Source organism: Pseudomonas sp. ASL3, assembly GCF_056680425.1.
In genome coordinates, this window is sequence record NZ_CM155281.1 from 5,370,073 (window position 1) to 5,396,730 (window position 26,658).

Sequence of the window (26,658 nt, forward strand, 5' to 3'; positions counted from 1 at the left end):
CATCGATAAAGTCAGCCGTGAGCATAACCTCTGTAGCCGGGCTCGGGGCAAGCACTGCGCTTCTGCTATCCTCGCGCCCATGAAAACTCATCTCCCCCTCAGCCTGATTGCCGCTCTCGGTGAAAACCGTGTGATTGGCGTCGACAATTCCATGCCCTGGCATTTGCCGGGGGACTTCAAATACTTCAAGGCGACGACCCTTGGCAAGCCGATCATCATGGGCCGCAAGACCTGGGATTCGCTGGGCCGGCCGTTGCCGGGGCGGCTGAACCTGGTGGTCAGTCGGCAGGCTGATCTTCAGCTCGAAGGCGCGGAGGTTTTTGCCTCGCTGGAGGCCGCCGTGGTCCGTGCCGAGCAATGGGCGCGGGAGCAGGGCGTCGATGAAGTGATGCTGATCGGTGGGGCGCAATTGTATGCGCAAGGCATGGCACAGGCGGATCGTCTGTACTTGACCCGCGTGGCGCTCAGCCCCGAAGGCGATGCCTGGTTCCCCGAGTTCGACACCGCGCAATGGGCGCTGGTGTCGAACACCGAGAACCCGGCGCAGGATGACAAGCCTGCTTACAACTTTGAGGTATGGGAGAGGATCTGAGGCTGGCTCAGACCCTCTGTAGGAGCGGGCTTGCCCGCGATAGTTTTGTTTATGGCATCAGCTTGTCGAGCATCGCCTTGTCACGCACCGCACCCTTGTCGGCGCTGGTGGCCAGCAGGGCGTAGGCCTTCAACGCCGTGGTTACTTTACGCGGACGCTTTTCAACCGGCTTCCAGCCTTTCGCATCCTGCTCGACGCGGCGTCCTGCCATTTCCTCATCGCTGATCATCAGGTTGATCGAGCGGTTCGGAATGTCGATCAGCACTTTATCGCCGTCGCGCACCAGACCAATCGCACCGCCAGCCGCTGCTTCCGGCGATGCATGGCCGATGGACAGACCCGACGTACCACCCGAGAAACGACCGTCAGTCAGCAAGGCGCAGGCTTTGCCCAGACCTTTGGATTTCAGGTACGACGTCGGGTAGAGCATTTCCTGCATGCCCGGGCCGCCTTTCGGACCTTCGTAACGGATGATCACGATATCGCCGGCCTTCACTTCGTCAGCGAGAATGCCGCGTACGGCGCTGTCCTGGCTTTCGAAGATCTTCGCGTTGCCTTCGAACACGTGGATCGACTCGTCGACCCCCGCGGTTTTCACCACGCAGCCGTCCAGCGCGATGTTGCCGTACAGCACGGCCAGACCGCCTTCTTGCGAATAGGCGTGCTCGACGCTGCGGATACAGCCGTTTTCACGGTCGTCATCCAGGGTTTCCCAACGGGTCGACTGGCTGAACGCGGTCTGCGTCGGGATGCCGGCAGGGCCAGCCTTGAAGAAGGTGTGTACGGCTTCATCGTCAGTCTGGGTGATGTCCCATTTGGCGATGCCTTCGGCCAGGGTCTTGCTGTGTACGGTCGGCAGATCGGTGTGCAGCAAGCCACCCCGCGCCAGCTCGCCGAGGATGCTGAAGATCCCGCCCGCACGGTGCACGTCTTCCATGTGGTACTTCTGGATGTTCGGCGCGACCTTGCACAGCTGCGGCACTTTGCGCGACAGGCGGTCGATGTCCTTCAGGTCGAAGTCGATCTCGGCTTCTTGAGCCGAGGCCAGCAAGTGCAGGATGGTGTTGGTCGAGCCGCCCATGGCGATGTCCAGGGTCATGGCGTTTTCGAAAGCTTTGAAGTTGGCGATATTGCGCGGCAATACCGATTCATCGTTCTCGATGTAGTACTGGCGGCACAGATCGACGATGGTCCGGCCAGCCTGGAGGAACAGTTGCTCGCGGTCGCTGTGAGTCGCGAGCGCCGAACCGTTGCCCGGCAACGCGAGACCGAGGGCTTCGGTCAGGCAGTTCATTGAGTTGGCGGTGAACATGCCGGAGCACGAACCGCAGGTCGGGCAAGCGCTACGCTCGTATTCGGCGACTTTTTCATCGCTGGCTTCGGAGTCGGCGGCGATCACCATCGCATCGACCAGATCCAGACCGTGGGCGGCCAGTTTGGTCTTGCCGGCTTCCATCGGACCGCCAGACACGAAAATCACCGGGATATTCAGGCGCAAGGCGGCCATCAACATGCCGGGGGTGATCTTGTCGCAGTTGGATATGCAGACAATGGCGTCGGCACAGTGGGCATTGACCATGTATTCAACGGAGTCGGCGATGATCTCGCGGCTCGGCAGCGAATACAGCATGCCGTCGTGACCCATGGCGATGCCGTCATCCACGGCGATGGTGTTGAATTCCTTCGCCACACCACCGGCGCGTTCGATCTCACGGGCGACCAGTTGGCCCATATCTTTCAGGTGCACATGGCCGGGTACGAACTGGGTGAACGAGTTGGCAACGGCGATGATCGGTTTCTTGAAATCGGCGTCTTTCATCCCGGTGGCGCGCCACAAAGCGCGAGCGCCGGCCATATTGCGGCCGTGGGTGGACGTTTTCGAGCGGTAATCAGGCATGGAGCACTCCTGGCGGCTAATCAGGTATCAGGAAAGGGGGGAGAGCTTCTATTGACGTCGCAAGCACTCGGCAGTGACCGGATGCAGCGATGAAACCGATGACGCCACGGGATCGCCGTGCGCTCGGCCTGAGCTCATAAACCCGCCGGGGGATGACTGGCGATGAATAGAGGCGATTCTACACCTGTGAGCTGTGGAGGGAATGCCGAAGGTCGTTCCGACCTTGATCGCGGGCAAGCCCGCTCCTACAAATGAAATGCGATCTCATGTAGGAGCGGGCTTGCCCGCGATGGCGTCGTCACAGCCAAATCGCATCCCAGAGTGGATAATCACCTATTCTTTTTACCAGTCCGGCACGCAGGGGATTGGCAACAACATAGCGAGCCAGCTTTTTCAGATCATCCTCTCGGCGCACAGCCTGCTCGTAATAACCTTTCTGCCAAAGACAGCCGCTACGCTGTAGCACTGCGTTCACGGCTCTCGCGCTTCTTGATTTGGTCCTTCGCATTACGTCAGGAAGGGTGTCGTTTTTCAATTCAATCAACCAATGGAAGTGGTCCGGCATGACGACCCATGCGAGGGAGTTGGCAGCATCTTCTTGTTGGGCTTGCTTGAATTGCTCTACCACAAGGCGACCAGCGCTCCAGTCGCCAAAAACAGGTTCGCGTCGATGGACAATAGTGGTGAGCAGGTAGATTCGCCCGGTTTCTGAATGACGACCATTACGCATTTGGTGACTGCGGTGTGTATCAAGCATTCCCTTGCCTCGTTCGATTATGACAAGGCGAAGGCTAGAGCTGCGTACCCAGGACCGCATTCAGGGCATTGGATCAGGATGTGTCGTTCAGGACGCCATCGCGGGCAAGCCCGCTCCTACAGGTGTATGCGGTTAATTGTAGGAGCGGGCTTGCCCGCGATGGACCGCGCAGCGTTCCTTGTAGGCCTTTTCTGTAATTCATGAAGGCATTGCGTTTTAAGTTGTTTTTGCTCCAGTTGCCTTTCTAAAATCCGCCCGCCGCATGTGCGGCTCACGAGATGCCCCCTTCATGGATCTTCCCAGTTTTAGTTCACCACGAACTTTCACACGGGTATTTACCGCATTGTCGGTGGATTCGTCTGTGGGCCTGATTAGCTAACGCTCTTCTCGTTCCAGGCATCCGCCGCGATGCCTGGAGTAAAAAATGTCTGAACTCAACTTCGCGCAGTCCCTGCGTGTTTCCCTGGAAAACAACGTCACCCACAGTGAGCTGGTCGATCGGATTGGCGCCATGACCGCCGATGAGCGTTCAAATCTGCTTCGCCGCCTGCCAACCCTGGCTCAGGTCGAGCGTGACGAAGCGACCGAAGACTTTCACAAGGGCGCCCTGATCGGTACGCCGATCGGCAGTCTGAAAAACGCCTCCATTGCCTTTTTGTATCGCAAGCGCGTGTTCTGGCTGGTGCTGCTGGTGTTCGGCAACCTGTTCTCGGGTGCCGGGATTGCGGCGTTCGAAGACACCATCGCTGCGAATATTGTATTGGTGTTTTTCCTGCCCCTGCTGGTCGACAGCGGCGGTAACGCCGGCGCTCAATCGGCCACATTGATGGTTCGCGCGTTGGCGACGGGCGATGTGGTGATGCGCGACTGGTGGCGTTTGTTGGGGCGTGAATGCGGTGTTGCGCTGGCCTTGGGCATGACCATGTCAGTCGCGGTGGCTGCGCTCGGTATGCTGCGGGGCGGTCAGGAGATTGCGCTGGTGGTTGCCAGCAGCATGCTGATCATCGTGTTGGTCGGCAGCCTGATCGGCATGAGCCTGCCGTTTCTGCTCAGCCGCATGCGCCTTGATCCGGCTACCGCCAGCGGTCCGCTGATTACATCCATTGCAGATGCGGCGGGGGTGCTGGTGTATTTCGGGATTGCGACGGTGGTGTTGGGGCTATAGAGCATCGCGGGCAAGCCCGCTCCTACAGGAGCGGGCGAGCAATCATCAACTATTCGGTAACAACCGGCAGGTAATGCTCTTGATATACCGGGTTTCGGCAATCGCCGGGTGCACCGGGTGATCCGGGCCCTGACCGCCGCGTTCCAGCAGCTGGATATTGCGGTCCAGGTGGCGGGCGCTGGTCAGGAGGATGTTTTGCAGGTCGTCCTCCGGCAGGTGCATCGAGCAGGAGGCGCTGACCAGAATCCCGTCCTTGCTGAGCAGGCGCATGGCCTGTTCATTGAGACGGCGGTAGGCGCCTTCGCCGTTTTTCAGGTCTTTTTTGCGTTTGATGAAGGCCGGTGGGTCGGCGACGATGACGTCGAACCGCTCTTCACTGTTTTTCAATTCCTTCAATGCTTCGAACACGTCGCCTTCGATGCAGGCCACTTTGTCGGTGAAGCCGTTGAGTGCAGCGTTGCGCTCGACGCCGTCCAGTGCGAAGGCGGATGCTTCGACACAGGTCACATCGCTGGCGCCGAATGCGGCCGCTTGCACGCCCCAGCCGCCGATGTAGCTGAACAGATCCAGTACCCGTTTGCCTTTGACGTACGGTGCCAGGCGCGCGCGGTTCATGCGATGGTCATAGAACCAGCCGGTTTTTTGCCCGGCCATGACCGGTGCTTCGAACTTCACGCCGTTTTCTTCCAGCGCGACCCACTCTGGCACCAGGCCGAAGGCGGTTTCGACGTAACGGTTGAGGCCTTCGGCATCGCGCGCGGCAGAGTCATTCTTGAACAGGATGCCGCTTGGCTTGATCACTTGAATCAGCGCCGCGAGCACGTCTTCTTTATGGTTTTCCATGGTGGCAGAAGCCAGTTGCACCACCAGGATGTCACCGAAACGATCGACCACCAGACCCGGCAGCAGGTCGGAGTCACCGAACACCAGGCGGTAATAAGGCTTGTCGAACAAACGCTCGCGCAGGGACAGCGCCACGTTCAGGCGATGCACCAGCAGCGATTTGTCTAGCGGCACTTTGATGTCGCGGGACAGCAGGCGTGCGCAGATCAGGTTGTTGGGGCTCATGGCCACAATGCCCAGCGGCTTGCCGCCGGCGGCTTCCAGCAGGGCTTGATCGCCTGCAGCAAAGCCATTGAGTGGGGTGGCGGCTACGTCGATTTCGTTGCTGTAGACCCACAAGTGGCCGGCGCGCAAGCGACGGTCGGCATTGGCTTTGAGGCGCAAGCTAGGCAGGGACATGACGTCGCTCCGGAAAAAAGAGCGAGATTATAACCCGTCATCCCGGCTCGGGGCCGGGATGACAGTAATTAACCCATGGCAAAGCCCTGTGCCTGTCGGGTGACCCATTGATGGGGTTAGAATCGCCGCCTAGTCCAGAGTGCGTACTTATGTCCCAAGAGCTTACCTCCGAGCAGATCCAGCAGGCCCTGCAAGGCATCAGCGTGCCGCCTCAACCGCAAATCATGGTGGATTTGCAGATGGAGCAGTACATGCCTGATCCGGATCTGGGGGTGATTGCACGGCTGATCGCGCAGGATCCAGGCTTGTCCGGTGCGCTGTTGAAGATCGTCAATTCGCCGTATTACGGCCTGACCAATAAAATCGCCTCGATTCAGCGCGCGGTGAACCTGCTGGGCAGCCGCTCGATCATCAACCTGATCAACGCGCAGTCGATCAAGGGTGAAATGACCGACGAAACCATCCGCACCCTCAACCGATTTTGGGACACGGCTCAGGATGTGGCGATGACCAGCCTGACCCTGGCCAAGCGCACCGGCTCGCAGGCGGTGGACGAGGCGTATGCGTTGGGGCTGTTCCATGATTGCGGCATTCCGCTGATGCTCAAGCGCTTCCCCAACTACATGAGTGTGCTGGAGGACGCTTACGCCAAGGCCAGCCCGACTTGTCGTGTGGTGGACACAGAGAACCATGCGTTCAACACCAACCATGCTGTGGTCGGTTATTTCACCGCCAAATCGTGGCGCCTGCCGGAGCATGTCAGCAACGCCATTGCCAACCATCACAATGCCCTAGTGATCTTCCAGGACGAGTCGGCGCACAACAGCCAGCTTAAGAATCTGTTGGCGATGCTGAAAATGGCCGAACATATCTGCGCGTCCCATCGGGTGCTGGGTAATGAGTGTGAAGACCATGAGTGGAACAGCATCGGCCATTTGATTCTGGACTACGTCGGTCTGTCCGATTACGACTTTGAAAACCTGAAAGAGTCCATCCGCGAGTTGGGTGCTCGTTAGTTGAGCGCTCGCTACTTTATCTGGGGCCTGCATGCCTGAGTTACCCGAAGTCGAAACCACGCGTCGAGGCATCGCCCCGCATCTGGAGGGTCAGCGCGTCAGTCGCGTGATCGTCCGCGAGCGGCGTTTGCGCTGGCCGATCCCCGAAGATCTTGACGTGCGCCTGTCCGGGCAGCGGATCGTGCTGGTGGAGCGACGCGCCAAGTACCTGTTGATCAATGCCGAAGTCGGGACGTTGATCAGTCATTTGGGCATGTCGGGCAATTTGCGCCTGGTCGAAGCCGGGTTGCCTGCGGCCAAGCATGAACACGTGGATATCGAGCTGGAATCGGGCATGGCCTTGCGCTACACCGATCCGCGTCGTTTCGGGGCGATGCTCTGGAGCCTCGATCCGCTGAACCACGAATTGCTGATTCGCCTCGGACCGGAGCCGTTGACCGATCTGTTTGATGGCGAGCGTTTGTTCGAACGCTCTCGCGGGCGTTCGATGGCCGTAAAGCCGTTCATCATGGACAACGCGGTGGTGGTCGGGGTCGGCAATATTTACGCGACCGAAGCCCTGTTCGCCGCCGGAATCGACCCGCGTCGCGAGGCCAAGAGCATTTCCCGGGCGCGCTATGTGAAGTTGGCGATCGAGATCAAGCGAATTCTCATCCGCGCCATCGAACGTGGCGGCACCACCCTGAAGGACTTTATCGGCGGTGACGGCCAGCCCGGCTATTTCCAACAGGAGCTGTTCGTCTACGGTCGCGGTAATCAGCCATGCAAGGTCTGCGGCTCGGTATTGCGCGAGGTCAAACTCGGCCAGCGCGCCAGCGTGTATTGCCCGAAGTGTCAGGCCTGACGCCTATCGCAGGCAAGCCTGCTCCCAGTGTGCCCGGCATGGGCCAAAACCAGCCATCTGAAAGCGATGGCCAGACTAAGTGACGACAACTGTAGCGAAACGCAAGGTGGACGCCGTGAGGCCAAGCTGAAAGAAGCGCGTAGCAAAGGCACGACCGTAGGAACACGAACAGGCAGCGAGGCTGGATGCGGGCGATTAGTGTGCTGGGAACCACGAAATCCGACTGTCACCGAAAGACGCATTCAGTAGAGCCTGACGGCACGGGCCGATGGTTTTGGCACCTTACCCGGGGAGATCTCGCACACGTCAGTGAGCGAGAAGTCAGCAGAGGCCGTAGTAGCGAAGATGAGCGGTAATGCGCTTGGAGCAAAGGGCCGAAGGATAAACAACACCCGTAATGGACTTCTTACATTGAGCCAGAGCTCTTTGAAACCGAACCCGGAAAAGTGCAGTGACACCGACGGGTTGGCCGGACATGAATGCCCGGGTGGATTCCCGGAGAACGCATGAAAGGAAAGAGCGAGTGATGTGTCAGACGGAACAGGAAACTGGAGACGTGTTGAGCGAAATCAGCGTGGAGCAGGTTGTCGAGGCTGACAACATGCGCCGTGCGTTCAAGAAAGTCCGGGCCAACAAAGGTGCGCCCGGGGTTGACGGTATTAGCACTGAAGACCTCGAAGCGCACTTGGTCAAGCATTGGCCGGGCATCAAGGAAAAGCTTCTGGCCGGGAGCTACCAGCCCGGTCCGATCAGGGGTAAAACGATCGGCAAACCCCAAGGCGGAGAACGGCTGCTGGGGATTCCCAACACGCAGGATCGAGTGATCCAGCAAGCGGTAAGCCAGCAACTGACGAAGCTTTGGGACGGTGGTTTCAGTGAGCACAGCTACGGGTTCAGGCCCGGGCGCAGCAACCTTGACGCGATCAGGGCGGCGAAAGACTTCGTGCTCAGCGGCAAGACCTGGGTTGTCGATGTGGACATTGAAGCGTTCTTTGACGAGGTCAATCACGACCGACTCATGACGCGCATCACCCGCGACATCCGGGACAAGCGGCTGAACAAGTATCTGGCGTCGAACCTGCGTGCGGACATGGTCCTGAACGGCCAACGGCACAAACGCATGGCGGGCGTACCGCAAGGTGGTCCGCTGAGTCCGCTGCTGGCCAATCTGTATCTGGACCCGCTGGACAAGGAGCTGGAAGCTCGAGGGCTGAGCTTCTGTCGCTATGCAGACGACCTGATGATATTTGTCGAAAGCGAGCGCAGCGCAGAGCGAATACTGGAAAGCATCGTGGCGTGGATCGAGAAACACCTGAAGCTGAAGGTCAATGCCAGCAAGAGCGGCACGGGTCGTCCTTGGGAACGCGATTTTCTGGGTTATCTGATCGACGAGGAAGGCAACAATCACCTGTCGGGCAGGACGGTCAAACGATACCGCAAACGCGTTCGTGAATGTTGGTCAGCCAGACAGGGACTCACCTCCCGGGAACTGGTTGAGCAATGGAGAGGTTATCTTCTTGGCTGGTTTGGTTATTTCCGGCTGGCCACGGAGCGAAACTTCACGCAGCTCTCACAATGGACGCGGCGCCACATGCGCAAGTGCTTTTGGCAGCGGTGGCATAACCGCAAGGGTCGTATGGCCCAACTGCTGAAGATGGGCATCTCGAAACGAGGGCTTGCGCGAGTGAGTTTTCACGACGGAGCTTGGAAAGCGGCGGCACATCCGGCCATGCACCAAGCCTTGAACAACAAACGCTTGAAGCAATATGGCCTGATCACCGCGCAGGATCTCGCCTCAGCACAATGCTGAGCAGTCCAACCGCCGGATGCGGAAAACCGCACGTCCGGTGGTGTGGGAGGGGTAACGGGCTAGTCCCGTTACCTCGACCCGATCAGAAGATGCATCCCCCTGCGGCAGGCTTGCAACTACGCGTCCCGCTGCGAATGGGGCCGCGCGATGTTCCGGAAATACAGAGGAACAACGCAATCCTTGCGTAACCACCGTTGCTGTTTAATAGTGACTTGCATTCCCACCGCTGAGCTTGAAGGATCACGCCATGAGCCCGTTTCGTACCCTTGCTGTTGCCCTGGCCTTGTTGTTCGGCTTACAGGTGCTGCCTGCGCAGGCTCAGGCAGAGCAACACGGCAGCGGTGATCCAACCTACGAACTCGAAGCACCACCGGCCTACGCCATGATCGGCGACCTGTTGATCGCCCGACCCTTGTTGATTGTGGCGACGGTGCTGGGTGCTGCGGTGTTCGTGGTGGCGCTGCCTTTTACCGCGATGGGCGGCAACGTCGCCGACGCGGGCCAGGCGTTGGTGGTGGACCCCGGCAGAGCAGCGTTCGTACGCTGCCTGGGTTGCACCGGCAATGGTTATGGCAAGCACGAATAACCCGTATTGACGTGAGCGCTAGGGCGCTGTCTGCCTGACCTTCGGATCAAACACCGCTGGAACCCCCAGCCCGCGGGGGTCAGTCGCGGCTTCAACCTTGGCGTTGTCCTTGTTCCAGAACAGCACCTGCTGATTGCCATAAGCGCGCCTGGTGTCTTTGACGCTATAGCCGCGGGCTTGAAGGTCGTTCAATTGCTCCGGAGTGAAGGCGCCAGGCTCATGTTCGATCACGTCCGGCAAATACTGATGGTGATAGCGCGGCACTGCAGGCCAGGTCGCGATGGGCTGCCCGTCCAGGTATTGCAGCATCGACAACAGCACCATGCTCGGAATGCGGCTGCCGCCTGGTGTGCCGAATGCGCTGAACTCAGTCGGACTTTCAATAAAGCTTGGGCTCATGCTCGACAGCGGCCGTTTGCCTGCAGCGACGGCGTTGGCCTGGCTGCCGGCCAGGCCATAGGCATTGCTGCCTTGCGGGTCGGCGGCAAAATCGTCCATTTCGTTATTCAGCACCACGCCGGTACCGGGCACGCTGAACGCGGAGCCGAACGGCAGATTCACCGAAAACGTCGCAGCGACCGCATTGCCATCGCCGTCGAGAATGGCGAAATGGGTGGTGTGATCGCCTTCGCGCCACTTCGGCGCGGGCGGCAGACTGGCGCTGGGCGTGGCGTTGCGCGGCTCGATACCGCTGACCAGTTGCTGCAGGTAATCGCGATCAAGCACGTGCGCCAACGGGTTAGAGACAAAGTCCGGGTCGCCCAGCAGGCCACGGTCACGGTAAGCCCGGCGCAGGACTTCGACCACGTAATGGGCGCGTTGAACCTTGTCCGCTTCACGCCACGGCAACTGCTGCAACATCGTCAGGCTCTGGGCCAGGGCGATACCGCCCGCGGACGGTGGCGGGGCACTGATCAGTTCGCGGTTATCGGCCAGTTGAAAGCGTAGCGGTGCGCGGGTAGCGACTCGATAGCGCTCCAGATCCTCGGCGCTCCAGATGCCGCCTGCGGATTTGACGCCGTTGACCAGTGTCTGGCCGGTCGGGCCGCCGTAGAAGCCGGCACGGCCCCCGTCTGCGAGGCGGTGAAGAGTCAGCCCCAGATCCGGTTGTTTGATGATATCGCCCAGCTTCGGGACGTCTCCGTGGCGCAGGAACAGTCGGGCGCTCTCCGGGTTGTCGCGCAGGGCCGAAATACGCCATCCGGCGCGCTCCCGATACACCGGATCGACGGCAAAACCCTCATACGCCAGGCGGATGGCCGGTGCCAGCGAGGTTTTCAGCGGCAGTTTGCCGTAGTGCTCGGCCAGTTCGACCAGCGCCGCTGGTAATCCTGGAATGGCTGCAGCCAATGGCCCGTCGAGCGACAGCGTGGATTGCACCTTACCGTCGCGGCGATACATGTTTTCGTTGGCGTTGAGCGGCGCACGCTCGCGGGCATCGAGGAACTGATAGCGGGTCGGTTCGCCGTTTTGCCGCAGCAGGAAGAAGCCACCACCGCCCAGCCCGGAGGCGTAAGGCTCGACCACCGCCAGTGCGGCACTGACCGCGACCGCAGCATCGAACGCGTTTCCGCCCTCGAACAATATTTTGCGACCGGCGGCTGTGGCTTGCGGGTGGGGGCTGGCGATGGCGGCTTGTTGCGGCGCCTTGGCTTGAGCAACGAAGGCGCATAGCACAAGCATTGCGCCGAACAGGGCGGAGAGTTGATTCAGCCTACGGGTCATCCAGAACTCGCTCTTGTTGACAGGCACGGTGCCCGTGCTCGGCGAGTACAGGAATACCGAGCGGTCAGGCCTTGCTGGTCAGAATCAGGTATTTGGCCATCAGCTCGTCTTTGCTTTCGACGTGAGCTTCATCCAGCGGGATGCAATCCACGGGGCAGACTTGCTGGCATTGTGGCTCATCGTAATGGCCAACGCACTCGGTGCACAGGTTCGGATTGATCACGTAGATCTCCTCGCCTTGAGAAATCGCCTCGTTTGGGCACTCGGGTTCGCAGACGTCGCAGTTGATGCAATCGTCGGTGATGATCAGGGACATGGAACACTCCTGCCGCGGTCAGCGCCGAGGCATATGAAAACTAATGCGGGAATTGTGCCGCATTAGTGTTCCGGATGCACCTTAGCGTTTGAATCGCTCGGTCAATGCTTCAGCCACGATCGGGTGAACAAACTTGGTGATATCACCGCCCAGCCCTGCTATTTCACGGACCAGCGTCGAGGAAATGAACGAATAACGTTCCGATGGCGTAAGGAACAGGCTTTCCACGTCCGGCGCCAATTGGCGGTTCATGTTGGCCAACTGGAACTCGTATTCGAAGTCCGATACCGCCCGCAGCCCGCGCAGGAACACATTGGCGTTCTGCTCTTTGGCAAAGTGCGCCAGCAAGGTGGAAAACCCTACCACTTCGACATTGGGCAGATGTTTGGTGACCTCACGGGCCAGCTCCACGCGCTGTTCCAGGGAAAACAGCGGGCTTTTCTTCGGGCTGGCGGCGACAGCAATCACCACTTGGTCGAACAGGCGCGCGGCGCGTTCGACCAGATCGCCATGGCCCTTGGTGATAGGGTCGAAGGTGCCTGGGTACAACACTCGGTTCATCGCGTCGTCCTGGTCGGAGTCCTTGGGGATTCGGATGGTATCGCAGCAATCCCGGTCGGCCAAGTCGCCTTATGGATAGCCGGGGCACTATTGCTTTTGCGAAGGGTCGGTTGCCTGGGTCGTTGTAGGAGCTGCCGAAGGCTGCGATCGGGCGCGAAGCGGCCGTTTTCTTGATATCGCTGAAGGTCGTGCCGACCTTATCGCAGCCTTCGGCAGCTCCTACGGTGGTCCGCGTATGACGCAAGTTTTAAGCAGATTTCAGCCTTTCACCCAGCAACGTTGCCAGTTGCGCGGTCAGGCCGTAGACCGACAGCTGTGGGTTGGCGCCGATGCTGGTGGGGAATAAAGAGCCGTCATGGATCGACAGATTGCTCAACTGATGATGTCGGCCAAGGCTGTCGCAGACGGCGCTGTTCGGCTCTTCGCCCATCGCGCATCCGCCCATCACGTGGGCGCTGCCCAGGCGGGTGCGAAATGTTTCCAGGCTCAAACCGTCGATGACTGATCGCGCGTCGGCCAGGTTGTTCACGTAGCCAGCGTCCTCGTGCACCGGCATCACCGCTTTGGCGCCACCCGCGAACTGAATCTCGGCCATGCTGCGATAGGCCCGGCGAATGCCGTCCCATGCATAGGGCGACACTTGATAGTCAAGCACTGGAGTGCCGTCGCCGCGCAGCTCCACGCTGCCGCCAGGGCTGTCAGGGTGAAAACCATCACGCATCAGGGCCAGCATCATATGGGTGTGGGGCAACTGCGCCATGCGCTCGGCGTTTTCCTGACCGAAGCCGCCGAGCAGGGTGCTGGCCAGCGCCGGCTGCAGCGGCGGCACTTCGAGTTTGTAAGACATCTGCCCGGTGGTGCCGTCGGTCCACTGGAAATGGTCGGAGTAGATCGACTGCGGCGCGCCGTAAAACGGATTGATCACCCGATCGAACCGCGCGGCGGAAAAGCTTGTCAGGTGCAGAAACGTGCGCTTGCCCAGCCGTTTGTGGGGGTCCGGGGCCTCGGAGCGCATCAGCAAGGCGGGGCTGTTGATGCCGCCTCCGGCCAGTATGTAATGCCTGGCCTTGACCGTAATACTGCGACCGTTGGGCGCCACGCAGCGCTCATCCATGGCCATGCATTGCAGGCCGACGACCTTGTCGCCTTTGATCATCAAGCGTTCGGCGCGGGCCAGGTACAGCAGCTCGCCGCCTTTATCCAGCGTGGCGGGGATGGTCGTGACCAGCATCGATTGCTTGGCATTGGTCGGGCAGCCCATGCCGCAATAACCCAGGTTCCAGCAGCCGCGTACGTTGCGCGGAATCACTTTCCAGCTGTAGCCCAACTGCTCGCAACCGGTGCGGATCACATCGTTGTTGGCGTTGGGCGGCATGGCCCACGGCGCGACACCCAGGCGCTGCTCCATCTTGTCGAACCACGGTGCCATTTCGGCAGCGCTGTGTCCTTTGACGGCGTGTTCTTTGGCCCAGTGTTCCAGCGTCGGCTCGGGGGTGCGAAAGCTCGAGGTCCAGTTGATCAGGGTGGTGCCACCGACCGCGCGGCCTTGCAGGATGGTAATCGCGCCATCCTTACTCATGCGGCCGATACCCTCCTGATACAGACTGGAATAAGCCTGATCTTCGAGCATTTTGAAGTCGCTGCTGGTTTTCAGCGGACCTTCTTCGATCAGCAAAACCTTGTAGCCGGCGGCGCTGAGGATTTCCGCCGTGGTGCCGCCACCGGCGCCGCTGCCAATGATCGCGACATCCGCCTCAAGCGTCAGATCCTTTGTCAATTGCGCGCCGTTGTAGGTTTTCCAGCCACGGGCAAGGCCTTCTCGAAACACGTCAGGAACCGGCATAGAACCTCGATTTTTATTTTTCTTTTAGAGTAGGAGGAGGTGCGATTCAAACAGTCGGCGGCCCTGGATAACCGCAATGCGCCCATGATTCAGAACGGCTGTACCACGCCATCATCACCAGTTGCAGCAAGGCGCTATGGCCCATGCGCAACAGGCTCAATGCGCTGTTTTCCCAACGATCGAGGAAGGCCATCATCTGCGCAGGGTTGGCGTTTTCCCAGCCGCCCCAGACGCCGGTCAACGGCCCGCGAGTGACCGGCAATGCCAGCACATCGAACAACTGCTGGGTCAGCTTGAGCATTTCCGGCGACAGTCGATCAAGGCTGGCATCGATGCTTTTCAGGGTGCCGGCGATGGCGTTCGGCAGGGAGCCGGCGCCGAGGCTGCCGTTGACCATCACTGGAATCAGCGCCCGCAAAAACGGCAGGTCGCCGTCGCGCAACACGCTAAAACCGTTGGCTGACGTGCTGGCGGAACAGCCGCTCAGGCTCGCCGCAAGCCCGGCGGTGGACAAAAAAGCGCTGGCATACAGGCCGATTTTCAGTACGCCCCGGCGCGACAGGCCGGGGGTTTCAGACAGGCTGTTGTTCATTGTTGTTATTAACCTGATCGTTATGGGTGTGTTCCACGGCTCAGCGAATGAACAGCTTGTACACCAGTCGCTGAATCGCTTTGCCATACGGCGGGTAAATCAACCGAGCTGCATTGAAGCGTTGTTTGATGAAGACGCCTTTGGCCTTGCTGAAGGTCAGGAAGCCTTCATGGCCGTGGTAATGGCCCATGCCGGACGGGCCGACGCCACCAAAGGGCATGTCATCCTGGGCGACATGTAGCAGTGTGTCGTTCAGGCATACGCCGCCGGAATGAGTCTGCTCCAGCACGCGCTGCTGCTCGGCCTTGTTGTAGCCGAAGTAGTACAACGCCAGTGGGCGCGGGCGCTGATTGATGTAGGCGAAAGCCTGATCGATACGACTGTAGGGAACGATGGGCAATATCGGGCCGAAGATTTCGTCCTGCATCACCGTCATGTCGTTGCTGACATTGAGCAACAGACTGAACGGCATACGCCGCCCCTGGCCTTCCTTGAACAGCGGAATTACCTTCGCGCCTTTACTGCTGGCATCGTCGAGGTAGCGATTGAGCCGGACCAACTGACGGTCGTTGATGATCGCGGTGTAGTCCGGGTTATCAGTCAGCGTCGGATAAAATTGCTGCACCGCTTGCCGATAGGCGTCGACAAAGCCGTCGACCCGATCCTCCGGCACCAGGACATAGTCCGGCGCGACGCAGGTTTGCCCGGCATTCATGGTTTTGCCGAACGCGATGCGCTCGGCGGCATCCTTGAGTGGAACATCGTGGGAGACGATGGCAGGGGATTTACCGCCCAGCTCCAGGGTGACCGGGGTCAGGTTCTCGGCGGCGGCGCGCATCACGTGCTTACCGATACTGGTGGCGCCGGTGAACAATAAATGATCAAAAGGCAGCTTCGAAAAGGCCATGCCGACCTCGGCCTCGCCCAGCACCACGGTGACCAGATCCTCCGGGAATACCTGAGCGAACAGACGTTTGAGCAACTGACCGGTGGTCGGCGTCGATTCACTGAGCTTGAGCATTACCCGATTGCCGGCGGACAACGCTCCGACCAGCGGACCGATGGCGAGGAACAGCGGGTAGTTCCACGGCACGATCACGCCGACCACGCCCAGCGGCTGGTAGATGACCTTGGCCGATGCCGGCTGGAACGCCATGCCGACGCTGCGGCGCGAGGGCTTCATCCATTTTTTCAGGTGGGTGCTGGCATATTCGATCCCCAGCAGGCTGGGCATCAACTCAGCGAGCAAGGTTTCATCCGCGCTGCGGTTGCTGAAATCGCTGCTGATGGCGTCGATCAGCGCCTGCCGCTCATCGCTCAATAGCGTGCGCAAGGTCTTGAGCCATTGCAGGCGTTGCCCGGCAGTGGGCATCGGATTGGCCGCGAAGGCTTGACGCTGAGCACGGAACAGCTGCTCAAGCTCGTTGGCGGTCTGTTCGGACTCTTGCAGGTAGGCGATTTCGGCAGGCATGGTCGTCGCTCGGATTAGAGTTATGATGTGTTTTTAGAGTCATTGCTCTATAAAGTCAAATATCTCAGTGAAGCTGCAGACGCCATCGCGGGCAAGCGCGCTCCTACAGGGGGTCGCATTTCAATTGTAGGAGCGCGCTTGCCCGCGATGGCGGCTTGTCTGACACATAGCTAAGATGCTGCCCAACCACCCCGTTATCCGGTCGAGCTGAACATGGCCCCACGTATCAAAACCCGTGAGCGCATCGTGCATAACAGCCTGGAGCTGTTCAATCAGCAGGGTGAGCGCAGCGTCAGCACCAACCATATCGCTGCGCACATGGAAATTTCGCCGGGCAATCTGTATTACCACTTCCCCAACAAGCAGGCGATCATCGCCGAATTGTTCACCGAGTACGAAGCGTTGGTGGACAGCTTTTTGCGCCCGCCCAAGGGGCGTCTGCCGAGTGTCGAAGACAAGCGTTTCTACCTGCTGGAATTGCTCGACGGCATGTGGCGCTACCGCTTTCTGCATCGCGATCTGGAGCATCTGCTCGACGCCGATCCTGAGTTGGCGGCGCGCTACCGAAGGTTTTCCCAACACTGCCTGATTCAGGGGATGGCGATCTACGGCGGCTTCGTCGAGGCTGGCATCTTGCACATGGACAAGGTGCAGATCGAGTCGCTGACGCTCAACGCCTGGATCATCCTCACATCCTGGGTGCGCTTCTTGTGTACCACGCGGGAAAACGCCACGCGGCTCAGTGAGGAGGCTCTGCGTCGAGGTGTGTACCAGGTGCTGGTGCTGGAACTGGGCTACGTCACCCCGGAGGCGCGGGACGCGGTGAATGCGCTGTGCAAAGAGTTTTACGTGCCGCTGGGTCGGGCGCTGGCGGAAGTTGGTTGACGCCTGCCATGTCATTGGATTGAACTTGTTTTTTCATCACAGGAGCCTGTCATGTCTATCGCGCAACTGATCAGCCCGGAACAACTGGCCGCTCGCCAGCAGCAACCGGGGCTGGTCATTCTGGATTGTCGCTTCGCCCTGGAAGACCCCGACTATGGCCGATGCAGCTATGCCGAGGGGCATATCGCCGGGGCCTGGTTTGCTGATCTGGAGCGTGATCTCAGCGGTCCGGTTACCAAGGGCGTGACAGGGCGCCATCCTTTGCCGAAGCCCGCCGAGTTGATCCAGCGTTTGCAGGATTGGGGCATCAATCAGGACAGCGATATCGTGCTGTACGACGACGCCCCTGGTGCTTTTGCTGCCCGTGGCTGGTGGTTGCTGGCGTGGCTGGGCAAGCGCGAAGGCGTGTACTTGCTCGATGGCGGCCTCAAAGCCTGGCACGCAGCGGGTTTGCCCCTGAGCCTGGATTCGCCGGAAAACAAGAAGGGTCACTTTACGGGTGAACCGGATGCATCGTTGCTGCTCAGTGCCCAGGCGCTGCAAGCACGTCTGGGGCAGCCGCAAATGACCCTGATCGATGCCCGCGCCGAGCCGCGCTTCCGTGGCGAAGTAGAGCCTATCGATCCGGTAGCCGGCCATATTCCCGGTGCGCAATGTGCAGCGTTTAGCGAAAACCTGAGTGCGGATGGACGTTTTCTGCCGGCCGATCAGCTCAAGCAGCGCTTTGCGACGAAGCTGGGTGATCGTTCGCCGAATGATCTGGTGGCTTATTGCGGCTCGGGGGTGACGGCCTGCCATAACCTGTTCGCGCTGTGTCTGGCGGGGTATCCGCTGGGTGCGCTGTATGCCGGGTCATGGAGCGAATGGATTACCGACCCGAAACGCGGGATTGCGACTGGCGCATAAAGCCATTCGCAGCGGGACGTCAGTTCAGGCGCTAAAACTTCCGGCTATGGTTCAACCCCACCAGATAATCATCCCCGCCCAACTGGCGCATCTGCTGGCGTATCCAGCCGGCACGACGTGACACATAGCTGCTGGGGTGGCTGGCACTCCACTCGCGAGGATTGGGCAGCACGGCGGCCAGGTAGCTGGCCTGTTGCGTCGAGAGCCCGCGCGCGCTCACACCGAAGTGACGCCGCGCTGCCGCTTCGGCGCCGAACACGCCTTCGTCCCACTCGACGCTGTTGAGGTAGACCTCAAGAATCCGTTGCTTGGACCAGAACATCTCGATCAAGCCGGTGAACCAGACTTCCAGCCCCTTGCGCAGCCAGCTGCGGCCAGACCACAAGAACAGGTTCTTCGATACCTGCTGGCTCAGCGTACTGGCGCCGCGTACGGAGCCGCCGAGCTCGTTATGGGCCAGAGCCGCCTGAATCGCATCGACATCGAAGCCCCAATGCTCGGCGAATTTCTGGTCTTCACCCGCGATCACCGCCACTTTGAGGTCGTCGGAGATTTTGTCCCAAGGCTGCCAGCTGCGTTGCAGGTCGATAGGCTGGCCGTCGCTCCAGGACTCGATCTTGCGCTCGACCATCAACGCGGTGCCTGGCGGTGGCACCCAGCGAAAGATCAATACCAACACAATGCTGACCGCTGCGAACCAGTACAGGACTTTAAGGAAGCGTTTGAAGAGGAAATGCAGCATAGAGATGGCTTGGCCGGAGCAGTCGAGCGGGCCATTATACAGACCATGCGCAACTGAATGATTGTTGACTGGAGTTCGAGATGCTTCGTGGCTTTTTAATGCTTGCTGCCTTCTCCGGCTTTACCGGCGTGGCCCTCGGCGCATTCGCCGCCCACGGCCTGAAAAACCGCCTGAGCGCGGAATACCTGGCGATTTTTCACACAGGCGTGATGTATCAGTTGGTCCATACCCTGGCCTTATTGGCTGTAGCCTTGCTCGCGGTGCAGATCCCCGGCCGGTTGCTGACCTGGGCGGGCATCTCGTTCGTCGTCGGTATTCTGCTGTTCTCCGGCAGCTTGTACCTGCTGACCCTGACCGGTGTCACCGCCCTCGGGATCATCACGCCGTTCGGCGGATTGGCTTTTTTGGTTGGCTGGCTGATTTTGGGTCTGGCGGCATGGCGTTTGGGCGCGGCATGACGCGTGCAGTTCTGACTCCAAAGTCCAACTTGAGACGAATGGCGTGGCTTTGCCTTGGTCATACGTACTGATCGGGCTAGAATACTGGCCCCTAAAATGATGGCTGCTAACCGCATGCGCATTCAGTTGAACGGTGACTCCTTTGAACTGCCCGACGGCGAAACCGTCGCGGCGTTGCTGACCCGTCTGGACCTGACCGGGCGTCGAGTGGCGGTCGAACTCAATATGGATATTGTTCCGCGCAGCCAGCACGTCTCCACGGCCCTGCGCGAAGGCGATCAGGTCGAAGTGGTGCACGCCATCGGTGGCGGCTAGGCCGCTTCGGTCGGTCCAGCGGACTGTCAGAACTTCGATTCAAATCTGCAAGAACCTCAACCTTAAAGAGGATTTCCGATGAGCAACGTTCGCACCGACAAGCCTTTCACCCTGGCCGGCCGCACTTTTCAGTCGCGCCTGCTGGTTGGCACTGGCAAGTACCCGGATATGGAGTCCACCCGTCTGGCCATCGAAGCCTCGGGCGCCGAGATCGTTACGGTTGCCGTGCGTCGGACCAACCTTGGGCAGAACCCTGGTGAGCCGAACCTGCTGGATATCCTGCCGCCGGATCGCTACACCATCCTGCCGAACACTGCTGGTTGCTACGACGCCATCGAAGCCGTGCGCACCTGCCGTCTGGCCCGTGAGCTGCTCGATGGCCACAATCTGGTCAAGCTGGAAGTGCTGGCCGATCAGAAAACCCTGTTCCCCAACGTGATCGAAACCCTCAAGGCCGCCGAAGTGCTGGTCAAGGACGGCTTCGACGTGATGGTCTACACCAGTGATGATCCGATCATTGCGCGCCAGTTGGCGGAAATCGGCTGTATCGCGGTGATGCCGCTGGCGGGCCTGATCGGTACCGGTCTGGGCATCTGCAACCCGTACAACCTGCAAATCATCCTCGAAGAAGCCAAAGTGCCGGTTCTGGTCGATGCCGGTGTCGGTACGGCTTCCGACGCTACCATCGCCATGGAACTGGGCTGTGAAGCGGTGCTGATGAACTCGGCCATCGCCCACGCGCAAAACCCGGTGATGATGGCCGAAGCCATGAAGCACGCCATTATCGCCGGTCGTCTGGCGTACCTCGCCGGCCGTATGCCGAAGAAACTCTATGCCAGCGCTTCCTCGCCGCTGGATGGTCTGATCAAGTAAGAGCCCGTTGATGACTGAATCGTTAGAAGCAGCACCGATCCCGGAAGGGGGCGAAGAGCGCCAGCACCGCCGCATCAAGAGTTTCGTGATGCGCGCCGGCCGTATGACCGAAGGCCAGCAACGCGGCCTCGATCAAGGCCGGCCGCTGTTCGTCCTGCCGCTGGTCGATGCGCCCGTGGATTTCGATCAGGTGTTCGGTCGTTCTGCGCCGCGCACCCTGGAAATCGGTTTCGGCATGGGCCATTCGCTGCTGGAGATGGCGGCAGCCTCGCCTGAGCACGACTTCATCGGGGTCGAAGTGCATTACCCGGGTGTCGGCGCGCTGCTCAATGGCGTGCTGACCCAAGGCCTGACCAACGTGCGAGTCTACGATTGCGATGCCATCGAAGTGCTCAACCGCTGCATTGCCGATAACAGCCTCGACCGCCTGATGCTGTTCTTCCCGGACCCGTGGCACAAAAGCCGTCACCACAAGCGCCGTATCGTCCAGTCTGAATTCGCTGAGCTGGTACGCAGCAAGCTCAAAGTGGGCGGCATTCTGCATATGGCCACCGATTGGGAGCCGTATGCCGAGTACATGCTGGAAGTGATGAACGTCGCGCCGGGTTATCGCAATCAGGCCGAAGACGGTCAGTGCGTACCCCGCCCGACCGAACGTCCGATCACCAAGTTCGAACGTCGCGGTGAGCGGCTCGGGCATGGCGTGTGGGATTTGAAGTTCGAGAAGCTGGCTTAAAACCTGATCAGGGGACTGATTTATTTTTCGCGCTCTTTGAAAAATCAATCTGTCCCCGGACTGCCCCTGTACCCAAAGCGGGACAGATTAATTTTCGATGAAGCGCTGAAAATAAATCAGTCCCCTCACTCAGCGGCGATCCGCGACTACCCCGATCAAAATCAACACCACCAACAACACCGGCGCCAGGCTGTAGTTGTTGAACTGGCTCAGCCCGCGGATGACCCATGGCGTGGCGTAGATCAGTGCTGCGCCGCTGCCGATCGTGCACAGCAGGGCCATGACCGGTACGCGCAAGGCGCCAGCGAGGCCGCCAATGCGTCCTTCCAGCCAGCCTTTGATATCTGCCCCGAACAACACCAGCAGACAACCGACCAGCGCCAGGGCGATTTCGGAAAGGTTACTGCGGCTCCAGCGCGAGACGGTGGCGAGCAGGTCGAGTACAAGATCCATGCAAAGTCCTTAGATCAAAAAATAATGCAGCAAGTCATTGAGGAACAGCTGCCCCCGCGCGCTGGCGACCAGTCGTGTCGGGTCCGCTTCCAAAAGGCCACGCTGTTCGGCCTGTTTCCGGGCGCCGGCCAGCGTGTCGAGGCTTAGACCCGTGCGCTGGAGAAATAGCTCAGCGTCGACGCCATTTGTCAGGCGCAGAGCGTTCATCAAGAACTCAAAGGGCATTTCTTCGTGGCTGAGCAGCTTCTCGCCGGCCTTGAACGCTTTATCCGGATTCAGATAATCCTTGGGCAAGCGCGTCTTCCAGGTGCGCACGATGCGCCCGTCTGGATGGCTGAGTTTGCCGTGGGCGCCGGCGCCAATGCCGATAAAGTCGCCGAAGCTCCAGTAATTGAGGTTGTGCCGCGCAGGCCTGCCAGGCTGGGCGTAGGCCGACACTTCGTATTGCGCGTAGCCGTGTTCCGCCAGCAGGGCTTGCCCAGCTTCCTGAATGTCCCACAAGACGTCATCTTCGGGCAGTCTCGGCGGCTGGTTCCAAAACACCGTGTTCGGCTCCAGCGTCAGTTGGTACCAGGACAGATGGGTCGGCGCTAACGCGATGGCCTGGCGCAAATCGCCCAGCGCGTCGTCCTGCGACTGATCCGGCAAGCCGTGCATCAGGTCCAGGTTGAAGTTGTCGAAGCCGGCCTGACGCGCCATGTCGGCTGCGCGGATCGCTTCGTCACCGTTGTGGATGCGCCCCAGGGCCTTGAGTTTCTCTTCCTGAAAACTCTGGATACCGATCGACAGCCGGTTGATGCCCAGCCTGCGATAAGCACTGAATTTGGCTTGCTCGAAGGTGCCGGGGTTGGCTTCCAGGGTGATTTCGATGTCGCTGGCAAAACCAATGCGCTGCTCCACGCCCTTGAGCAGGCGGCCCAGCGCGTCGGCGCTGAACAGGCTCGGCGTGCCGCCGCCGAAGAAGATCGAACTCAATTCGCGGCCATGAACGCTCGACAGATCTTGATCAAGGTCCGCCAGCAACGCGTCGACGTATTCCTGCTCCGGCAAGACCGGGCTGGCCGTGTGGGAGTTGAAGTCGCAGTACGGGCATTTACGCACGCACCACGGGATATGGATGTACAGCGCCAAGGGCGGCAGTTGCGACAGAGCCGACCTCGTCCCTTGCGAGGAAAAGCCAGCCTCGCCCAGAAACAGCTGCTGCACGGGCGTGTCCGGTGTCATTGCAGCCCCAGACGTTGACGCAGCAATGCCATGGCGCGAGCGCGGTGGCTGAGCTGGTTCTTTTCGATGGGACTGAGTTCGGCGCTCGAGCAGTCGCGCTCCGGCACCCAGAACAACGGGTCATAGCCGAAACCGTGCTCACCGCTGGCGGCGCTCAGGATGCGCCCGTGCCACAGACCTTCGCAAAGGATCGGCAGCGGATCATCAGCATGCCGCACCAGCGCCAGAACGCAGACGAACTGCGCGCCACGTTGCTCTGGCGGCACATCCTTCAACACCTCCAGCAGTTTGGCGTTGTTCGCCGTGTCACCCTGACCGTCCGCGTAACGGGCCGAATAGATACCTGGCGCGCCGCCAAGAAAGTCCACGGCCAGTCCGGAGTCATCGGCCAGTGCCGGCAGTCCGGAAATCCGTGCGGCGTTGCGCGCCTTGAGGATCGCGTTCTCGACGAACGACAGGCCGGTTTCTTCCGGCTCGACACTGCTGAACTCACCGATGGAGCGCAGGTGCACGGAATCACCGAGCATGGCCTGGAGTTCTTTCAGCTTGCCGGCGTTATGGCTGGCAAGAACAAGTTGGGTGAAAGTCATCATTCGCCTGGAAAGAGTTCCTGGTTGAAGCTGAAGCTATTGGTATCGCCGCCAGCTTGAACGTTAATAGTGAAGGTAAAGGTATCCTGCTGGTCGATCGGGAATTGCGCGATGTAATACACCGCCCCTTGCTCGGTGACTTGTTTGAACTTCAGGGTCTTGCCCTGGCCAGTCAAGTCTTTCACATCGCCGGTGACCTCGGCCGTGCTGGCTTTGCCGGCCTTGAGCACGGCGATGTTCAGGACGCCCTGATTCTTGCTGCGCACAAGACCGGCTGCGGCGGCAATATCGGGCTGAAGGAAGCTGGACGTGAACGCACTGTAATGCACGGTCGTATCGCCGAACACTTCCTTGCGTTCGGGCTTGGCGTAATCAGCTGCGATGGCCGGCATGGTCAGGCATAGAGCGCAAAGGAACAGAGCTAAGCGACGCATGATTGTTCTCCTCGGAATGTGGTCAAACCGCGATCTGGTGATCTTGCAGGCCAGGGCTGCTGACGCGGTAGATCCCGATCTCACCTAACAGATTAGGCCATAGCTTGCTGGCCCAGCCATGTCGATGCTGTTGATCGACGGCCAACCGGTCGATAACCCGGGCTTTGCGGCCACGGCACAGCTCCTCGAAGTCGCCGAAGGTGCAGAAGTGAATGTTCGGCGTGTTGTACCAGGTATAAGGCAGAAAATCGGAAACCGGCATCCGGCCCTTGCTGGCCAGGTACCAGCGGCAGCGCCAGTGACCGAAGTTGGGGAAGGTGATGATGCACTGACGACCGACCCGCAGCATCTCGTCGAGAATCCGGTCCGGGTAGTGCACGGCTTGCAGGGCCTGGGTCATGACCACGATATCGAAGCTGTCGCTGGCGAAGTTGCCGAGGCCTTTATCCAGATCCTGCTCGATGACATTGACGCCCTTGGCGACGCAGCGGGCGATATTGTCGGCGTCGTTTTCCAGCCCATAACCGGTGACTTGCTTATGGTCGCGCAGCCAGGCCAGCAACTCGCCATCGCCGCAGCCGAGGTCGAGCACCCGGCTGCCGGCAGGGATCCAGTCTTGGATGATTTCCAGGTCGGCTCTCATGGTGTCCTCAGAGTGCAATTCGGTTCATGTAGCTGGTGAAGGCCTGCAAATAGCGCGGGATCGGAATCAGGAACGCGTCGTGGCCCTGTGGGGCGTCGATCTCCAGATAGCAGACGTTCTTTTTCGCCGCCATCAGTGCATCCACCAGTTCCCGCGAGCGGGCCGGCGAGAAGCGCCAGTCGGTGGTGAAAGAGATCACGCAGAAATCGGCCTTGGCCCCGGCGAACGTCAGCGCCAGGTCGTCGCCGTAATTGGCGGCCGGGTCGAAGTAGTCCAGTGCCTTGGTCATCAATAGGTAGGTGTTGGCATCGAAGCGTCCGGAGAACTCTTCACCCTGATAACGCAGGTAGCTTTCGACCTGGAACTCGACGCTGTGGAAGTCGTAGTTGAGTTTTTCGCTCTTCAGGCCACGGCCGAATTTTTCGCCCATGGAGTCATCGGACAGGTACGTGATGTGCCCGACCATGCGCGCCAGCATCAGGCCGCGCTTGGGGATTACGCCGTGCTCCTGGAAATCACCGCCATGGAATTCCGGGTCGGACAGAATCGCCTGCCGCGCCACTTCGTTGAACGCGATGTTTTGTGCCGACAACCTGGGGGCCGACGCAATCGCCAGGCAGTGCCGGACCCGATCCGGGTAGCTGATGGTCCACTGCAACGCCTGCATGCCGCCCAGGCTGCCACCGACCAACGCTGCCCACTGCTGGATGCCGAGCATATCGGCCAGGCGCGCCTGGCTGTTGACCCAGTCTTCCACGGTCAGCACCGGGAAATCGGCGCCGAAGGGCTTGCCGGTCTCGGGGTTGATGCTGCTGGGACCGGTCGAGCCGTTGCAGCCGCCGAGGTTGTTCAGGCTGACGACGAAGAATTTGTTGGTGTCGATGGGTTTGCCGGGGCCGATGCAGCTGTCCCACCAACCGGGCTTGCGCTCATCGACGCTATGGAAGCCCGCCGCATGATGGTGCCCGGAGAGCGCGTGACAAATCAGCACGGCGTTGCTGGCCGCGGCATTGAGCTGGCCGTAGGTTTCGTAAATCAGGTCGTAGGCAGGCAACGAACGACCACAGGCCAGGGCCAGCGGCTCGCTGAAATGCGCCAGTTGCGGTGTGACCAGACCTACAGAATCGTGGGGAAAGACAGTGGACATCGACCCTGCTCTCGCATAAATGAGGCGTAAGTCTAAAGACCGCTGCCCCTAGCGGCAAGCAAACACCGGACCTGCTGGTGCGGGTGCTGCGATATCGTGGGTGATCACTCTTTCTGTAGGAGCTGCCGAAGGCTGCGATCGACCGCAGAGCGGTCGTTTTCTTGAGATCGCTGAAGGTCCTGCGGACCTTATCGCAGCCTTCGGCAGCTCCTACAGGGGCGGCTAAGACGTTAGATCAGCAAACGCAGGACGTCAGGCATCATGGTCATGGCGGCGAGGTTGTTGATCACCAGCATGTCCAGCAACTTGAGCACCATGAACGCGAGGATCGGCGAAATATCCAGGCCACCCAGGTTCGGCAGGATGCGCCGGAATGGCGCCAGCGCCGGTTGGCAGATCTGATTGACCAGTTCCGCGCCAGGGTTGTGGCTGCCCGGTGCGACCCAGGACAGGACCACGCTGACGATCAGGGAGAAGAAGAAAATCTTCAGGAATAGCGCGGTTATGCCAATGATCGACCAGATCAGCAACTGCACCGGGTTACCGGTAGTGCCATACATCAGCAGCAGGGTCAGGGCCATCAGCGCCAGTTGCACGATGATCGCCAGAACCAGGGATGACATGTCCAGCCCGAACAGGCTCGGGATGATCCGCCGTAGTGGCTTGAGTAGCGGCTGAGTGGCGCGCACGGCGAATTGGCTCAGAGGGTTGTAGAAGTCCGCACGAACCAGCTGCAGCACGAAGCGCAGCAGAATAATCAGCAGGTACAAACTGCCGATGGTTTGCAGAACATAAATTGCAGCGGTGGTCAGTCCGATCATCGGTCTGCTCCTTA

The 26,658-nt window shown here is 60.0% G+C and carries 29 protein-coding genes; 12 read left to right on the forward strand and 17 right to left on the reverse strand.

The window, feature by feature from the left end:
• Window positions 1-79: 79 nt before the first annotated feature.
• Window positions 80-592, forward strand: a complete 513-nt coding sequence (locus AC1MEE_RS24600) for a dihydrofolate reductase (RefSeq protein WP_480412108.1) — start codon at window positions 80-82, stop codon at window positions 590-592.
• A gap of 49 nt (window positions 593-641) precedes the next feature.
• Here the strand turns inward: AC1MEE_RS24600 and ilvD are convergent, their stop codons facing one another.
• Together ilvD and AC1MEE_RS24610 are read right to left on the reverse strand one after the other, a co-directional pair.
• Window positions 642-2,489, reverse strand: coding sequence for a dihydroxy-acid dehydratase (ilvD, locus tag AC1MEE_RS24605; protein WP_480412109.1), 1,848 nt, complete (start codon window positions 2,487-2,489; stop codon window positions 642-644).
• 298 nt (window positions 2,490-2,787) lie between these two features.
• Window positions 2,788-3,246 (reverse strand): REP-associated tyrosine transposase, encoded by a 459-nt coding sequence (locus AC1MEE_RS24610; protein ID WP_480412110.1) that lies wholly within the window; start codon window positions 3,244-3,246, stop codon window positions 2,788-2,790.
• A 424-nt stretch (window positions 3,247-3,670) separates the two neighbouring features.
• Between AC1MEE_RS24610 and AC1MEE_RS24615 the strand changes: the two genes are divergently transcribed.
• Window positions 3,671-4,411: a magnesium transporter gene (locus AC1MEE_RS24615; RefSeq protein WP_480412111.1), complete on the forward strand. Its 741-nt coding sequence runs from the start codon at window positions 3,671-3,673 to the stop codon at window positions 4,409-4,411.
• Window positions 4,412-4,456: 45 nt separating this feature from the next.
• Here AC1MEE_RS24615 and AC1MEE_RS24620 read toward each other — a convergent pair whose 3' ends face one another.
• A complete protein-coding gene (locus AC1MEE_RS24620; protein ID WP_480412112.1) occupies window positions 4,457-5,653 on the reverse strand; it encodes a class I SAM-dependent rRNA methyltransferase in 1,197 nt (398 codons plus the stop codon).
• Between the two features lie 203 nt (window positions 5,654-5,856).
• Between AC1MEE_RS24620 and AC1MEE_RS24625 the strand changes: the two genes are divergently transcribed.
• The 4 genes from AC1MEE_RS24625 (at window position 5,857) to AC1MEE_RS24640 (ending at window position 9,909) form a co-directional block, all read left to right on the forward strand.
• Window positions 5,857-6,669 (forward strand): HDOD domain-containing protein, encoded by an 813-nt coding sequence (locus AC1MEE_RS24625; RefSeq protein ID WP_480416333.1) that lies wholly within the window; start codon window positions 5,857-5,859, stop codon window positions 6,667-6,669.
• A 31-nt stretch (window positions 6,670-6,700) separates the two neighbouring features.
• Window positions 6,701-7,513 (forward strand): bifunctional DNA-formamidopyrimidine glycosylase/DNA-(apurinic or apyrimidinic site) lyase, encoded by an 813-nt coding sequence (mutM, locus tag AC1MEE_RS24630; RefSeq protein WP_480412113.1) that lies wholly within the window; start codon window positions 6,701-6,703, stop codon window positions 7,511-7,513.
• A 526-nt stretch (window positions 7,514-8,039) separates the two neighbouring features.
• Window positions 8,040-9,323: a group II intron reverse transcriptase/maturase gene (ltrA, locus tag AC1MEE_RS24635; RefSeq protein ID WP_480412114.1), complete on the forward strand. Its 1,284-nt coding sequence runs from the start codon at window positions 8,040-8,042 to the stop codon at window positions 9,321-9,323.
• Window positions 9,324-9,570: 247 nt separating this feature from the next.
• The gene (locus tag AC1MEE_RS24640) at window positions 9,571-9,909 is read left to right on the forward strand and encodes a multidrug transporter (RefSeq protein WP_480412115.1); all 339 of its coding nucleotides are present in this window, start codon (window positions 9,571-9,573) and stop codon (window positions 9,907-9,909) included.
• Between the two features lie 18 nt (window positions 9,910-9,927).
• On the opposite strand, the gene ggt is transcribed toward AC1MEE_RS24640, so the two are convergent.
• The 6 genes from ggt to AC1MEE_RS24670 form a co-directional block, all read right to left on the reverse strand.
• Window positions 9,928-11,634 (reverse strand): gamma-glutamyltransferase, encoded by a 1,707-nt coding sequence (gene ggt, locus AC1MEE_RS24645; protein ID WP_480412116.1) that lies wholly within the window; start codon window positions 11,632-11,634, stop codon window positions 9,928-9,930.
• A 64-nt stretch (window positions 11,635-11,698) separates the two neighbouring features.
• Window positions 11,699-11,950 (reverse strand): YfhL family 4Fe-4S dicluster ferredoxin, encoded by a 252-nt coding sequence (locus tag AC1MEE_RS24650; protein ID WP_413298137.1) that lies wholly within the window; start codon window positions 11,948-11,950, stop codon window positions 11,699-11,701.
• A gap of 81 nt (window positions 11,951-12,031) precedes the next feature.
• Complete coding sequence (coaD, locus tag AC1MEE_RS24655) at window positions 12,032-12,511, reverse strand: pantetheine-phosphate adenylyltransferase (RefSeq protein ID WP_480412117.1); 480 nt, start codon at window positions 12,509-12,511, stop codon at window positions 12,032-12,034.
• 247 nt (window positions 12,512-12,758) lie between these two features.
• Window positions 12,759-14,354: a GMC family oxidoreductase gene (locus tag AC1MEE_RS24660; protein ID WP_480412118.1), complete on the reverse strand. Its 1,596-nt coding sequence runs from the start codon at window positions 14,352-14,354 to the stop codon at window positions 12,759-12,761.
• Window positions 14,355-14,400: 46 nt separating this feature from the next.
• The gene (locus AC1MEE_RS24665; protein ID WP_480412119.1) at window positions 14,401-14,946 is read right to left on the reverse strand and encodes a twin-arginine translocation pathway signal protein; all 546 of its coding nucleotides are present in this window, start codon (window positions 14,944-14,946) and stop codon (window positions 14,401-14,403) included.
• Window positions 14,947-14,986: 40 nt separating this feature from the next.
• On the reverse strand, window positions 14,987-16,417 hold the full coding sequence (locus AC1MEE_RS24670; RefSeq protein ID WP_480412120.1) for a coniferyl aldehyde dehydrogenase: 1,431 nt from the start codon (window positions 16,415-16,417) through the stop codon (window positions 14,987-14,989).
• A 213-nt stretch (window positions 16,418-16,630) separates the two neighbouring features.
• On the opposite strand from AC1MEE_RS24670, the gene AC1MEE_RS24675 reads away from it, so the two are divergent.
• Together AC1MEE_RS24675 and AC1MEE_RS24680 are read left to right on the forward strand one after the other, a co-directional pair.
• Window positions 16,631-17,302, forward strand: a complete 672-nt coding sequence (locus tag AC1MEE_RS24675; RefSeq protein WP_480412121.1) for a TetR/AcrR family transcriptional regulator — start codon at window positions 16,631-16,633, stop codon at window positions 17,300-17,302.
• A 51-nt stretch (window positions 17,303-17,353) separates the two neighbouring features.
• On the forward strand, window positions 17,354-18,208 hold the full coding sequence (locus AC1MEE_RS24680; RefSeq protein WP_480412122.1) for a sulfurtransferase: 855 nt from the start codon (window positions 17,354-17,356) through the stop codon (window positions 18,206-18,208).
• Between the two features lie 31 nt (window positions 18,209-18,239).
• Here AC1MEE_RS24680 and mtgA read toward each other — a convergent pair whose 3' ends face one another.
• The gene (gene mtgA / locus AC1MEE_RS24685; protein ID WP_480412123.1) at window positions 18,240-18,950 is read right to left on the reverse strand and encodes a monofunctional biosynthetic peptidoglycan transglycosylase; all 711 of its coding nucleotides are present in this window, start codon (window positions 18,948-18,950) and stop codon (window positions 18,240-18,242) included.
• A gap of 80 nt (window positions 18,951-19,030) precedes the next feature.
• Between mtgA and AC1MEE_RS24690 the strand changes: the two genes are divergently transcribed.
• The 4 genes from AC1MEE_RS24690 to trmB all read left to right on the forward strand — a co-directional run bounded on the left by AC1MEE_RS24690 (window position 19,031) and on the right by trmB (window position 21,332).
• Window positions 19,031-19,408, forward strand: a complete 378-nt coding sequence (locus AC1MEE_RS24690; protein WP_480412124.1) for a DUF423 domain-containing protein — start codon at window positions 19,031-19,033, stop codon at window positions 19,406-19,408.
• Window positions 19,409-19,522: 114 nt separating this feature from the next.
• Window positions 19,523-19,723: a sulfur carrier protein ThiS gene (thiS, locus tag AC1MEE_RS24695; RefSeq protein ID WP_480416334.1), complete on the forward strand. Its 201-nt coding sequence runs from the start codon at window positions 19,523-19,525 to the stop codon at window positions 19,721-19,723.
• Between the two features lie 78 nt (window positions 19,724-19,801).
• On the forward strand, window positions 19,802-20,596 hold the full coding sequence (locus tag AC1MEE_RS24700) for a thiazole synthase (protein ID WP_480412125.1): 795 nt from the start codon (window positions 19,802-19,804) through the stop codon (window positions 20,594-20,596).
• A gap of 10 nt (window positions 20,597-20,606) precedes the next feature.
• Window positions 20,607-21,332, forward strand: coding sequence for a tRNA (guanosine(46)-N7)-methyltransferase TrmB (gene trmB / locus AC1MEE_RS24705; RefSeq protein WP_480412126.1), 726 nt, complete (start codon window positions 20,607-20,609; stop codon window positions 21,330-21,332).
• A gap of 129 nt (window positions 21,333-21,461) precedes the next feature.
• On the opposite strand, the gene AC1MEE_RS24710 is transcribed toward trmB, so the two are convergent.
• The 7 genes from AC1MEE_RS24710 to AC1MEE_RS24740 form a co-directional block, all read right to left on the reverse strand.
• On the reverse strand, window positions 21,462-21,785 hold the full coding sequence (locus tag AC1MEE_RS24710; protein ID WP_322176883.1) for a DUF3392 domain-containing protein: 324 nt from the start codon (window positions 21,783-21,785) through the stop codon (window positions 21,462-21,464).
• 9 nt (window positions 21,786-21,794) lie between these two features.
• Window positions 21,795-23,009 (reverse strand): radical SAM family heme chaperone HemW, encoded by a 1,215-nt coding sequence (hemW, locus tag AC1MEE_RS24715; RefSeq protein ID WP_480412127.1) that lies wholly within the window; start codon window positions 23,007-23,009, stop codon window positions 21,795-21,797.
• Window positions 23,006-23,602, reverse strand: a complete 597-nt coding sequence (gene rdgB / locus AC1MEE_RS24720; RefSeq protein ID WP_480412128.1) for an RdgB/HAM1 family non-canonical purine NTP pyrophosphatase — start codon at window positions 23,600-23,602, stop codon at window positions 23,006-23,008. Before rdgB ends, hemW begins: the two co-directional genes overlap by 4 nt.
• Entirely contained in the window at window positions 23,599-24,033 is a 435-nt protein-coding gene (locus AC1MEE_RS24725) for a DUF4426 domain-containing protein (protein ID WP_480412129.1), read from the reverse strand. Before AC1MEE_RS24725 ends, rdgB begins: the two co-directional genes overlap by 4 nt.
• Before the next feature lie 22 nt (window positions 24,034-24,055).
• On the reverse strand, window positions 24,056-24,676 hold the full coding sequence (gene metW, locus AC1MEE_RS24730; protein ID WP_480412130.1) for a methionine biosynthesis protein MetW: 621 nt from the start codon (window positions 24,674-24,676) through the stop codon (window positions 24,056-24,058).
• A gap of 7 nt (window positions 24,677-24,683) precedes the next feature.
• Window positions 24,684-25,823 (reverse strand): homoserine O-succinyltransferase MetX, encoded by a 1,140-nt coding sequence (gene metX / locus AC1MEE_RS24735; protein WP_480412131.1) that lies wholly within the window; start codon window positions 25,821-25,823, stop codon window positions 24,684-24,686.
• Window positions 25,824-26,053: 230 nt separating this feature from the next.
• Window positions 26,054-26,644 (reverse strand): YggT family protein, encoded by a 591-nt coding sequence (locus tag AC1MEE_RS24740; protein WP_480412132.1) that lies wholly within the window; start codon window positions 26,642-26,644, stop codon window positions 26,054-26,056.
• Window positions 26,645-26,658: the final 14 nt, after the last annotated feature.

Coding starts and splice junctions, on each gene's coding strand:
- AC1MEE_RS24600 (WP_480412108.1), top strand. CDS start 80: ATGAAAACTCATCTCCCCCTCAGCCTGATTGCCGCTCTCGGTGAAAAC.
- ilvD (WP_480412109.1), bottom strand. CDS start 2,489: ATGCCTGATTACCGCTCGAAAACGTCCACCCACGGCCGCAATATGGCC.
- AC1MEE_RS24610 (WP_480412110.1), bottom strand. CDS start 3,246: ATGCTTGATACACACCGCAGTCACCAAATGCGTAATGGTCGTCATTCA.
- AC1MEE_RS24615 (WP_480412111.1), top strand. CDS start 3,671: ATGTCTGAACTCAACTTCGCGCAGTCCCTGCGTGTTTCCCTGGAAAAC.
- AC1MEE_RS24620 (WP_480412112.1), bottom strand. CDS start 5,653: ATGTCCCTGCCTAGCTTGCGCCTCAAAGCCAATGCCGACCGTCGCTTG.
- mutM (WP_480412113.1), top strand. CDS start 6,701: ATGCCTGAGTTACCCGAAGTCGAAACCACGCGTCGAGGCATCGCCCCG.
- ltrA (WP_480412114.1), top strand. CDS start 8,040: ATGTGTCAGACGGAACAGGAAACTGGAGACGTGTTGAGCGAAATCAGC.
- AC1MEE_RS24640 (WP_480412115.1), top strand. CDS start 9,571: ATGAGCCCGTTTCGTACCCTTGCTGTTGCCCTGGCCTTGTTGTTCGGC.
- ggt (WP_480412116.1), bottom strand. CDS start 11,634: ATGACCCGTAGGCTGAATCAACTCTCCGCCCTGTTCGGCGCAATGCTT.
- AC1MEE_RS24650 (WP_413298137.1), bottom strand. CDS start 11,950: ATGTCCCTGATCATCACCGACGATTGCATCAACTGCGACGTCTGCGAA.
- coaD (WP_480412117.1), bottom strand. CDS start 12,511: ATGAACCGAGTGTTGTACCCAGGCACCTTCGACCCTATCACCAAGGGC.
- AC1MEE_RS24660 (WP_480412118.1), bottom strand. CDS start 14,354: ATGCCGGTTCCTGACGTGTTTCGAGAAGGCCTTGCCCGTGGCTGGAAA.
- AC1MEE_RS24665 (WP_480412119.1), bottom strand. CDS start 14,946: ATGAACAACAGCCTGTCTGAAACCCCCGGCCTGTCGCGCCGGGGCGTA.
- AC1MEE_RS24670 (WP_480412120.1), bottom strand. CDS start 16,417: ATGCCTGCCGAAATCGCCTACCTGCAAGAGTCCGAACAGACCGCCAAC.
- AC1MEE_RS24675 (WP_480412121.1), top strand. CDS start 16,631: ATGGCCCCACGTATCAAAACCCGTGAGCGCATCGTGCATAACAGCCTG.
- AC1MEE_RS24680 (WP_480412122.1), top strand. CDS start 17,354: ATGTCTATCGCGCAACTGATCAGCCCGGAACAACTGGCCGCTCGCCAG.
- mtgA (WP_480412123.1), bottom strand. CDS start 18,950: ATGCTGCATTTCCTCTTCAAACGCTTCCTTAAAGTCCTGTACTGGTTC.
- AC1MEE_RS24690 (WP_480412124.1), top strand. CDS start 19,031: ATGCTTCGTGGCTTTTTAATGCTTGCTGCCTTCTCCGGCTTTACCGGC.
- thiS (WP_480416334.1), top strand. CDS start 19,523: ATGCGCATTCAGTTGAACGGTGACTCCTTTGAACTGCCCGACGGCGAA.
- AC1MEE_RS24700 (WP_480412125.1), top strand. CDS start 19,802: ATGAGCAACGTTCGCACCGACAAGCCTTTCACCCTGGCCGGCCGCACT.
- trmB (WP_480412126.1), top strand. CDS start 20,607: ATGACTGAATCGTTAGAAGCAGCACCGATCCCGGAAGGGGGCGAAGAG.
- AC1MEE_RS24710 (WP_322176883.1), bottom strand. CDS start 21,785: ATGGATCTTGTACTCGACCTGCTCGCCACCGTCTCGCGCTGGAGCCGC.
- hemW (WP_480412127.1), bottom strand. CDS start 23,009: ATGACACCGGACACGCCCGTGCAGCAGCTGTTTCTGGGCGAGGCTGGC.
- rdgB (WP_480412128.1), bottom strand. CDS start 23,602: ATGATGACTTTCACCCAACTTGTTCTTGCCAGCCATAACGCCGGCAAG.
- AC1MEE_RS24725 (WP_480412129.1), bottom strand. CDS start 24,033: ATGCGTCGCTTAGCTCTGTTCCTTTGCGCTCTATGCCTGACCATGCCG.
- metW (WP_480412130.1), bottom strand. CDS start 24,676: ATGAGAGCCGACCTGGAAATCATCCAAGACTGGATCCCTGCCGGCAGC.
- metX (WP_480412131.1), bottom strand. CDS start 25,823: ATGTCCACTGTCTTTCCCCACGATTCTGTAGGTCTGGTCACACCGCAA.
- AC1MEE_RS24740 (WP_480412132.1), bottom strand. CDS start 26,644: ATGATCGGACTGACCACCGCTGCAATTTATGTTCTGCAAACCATCGGC.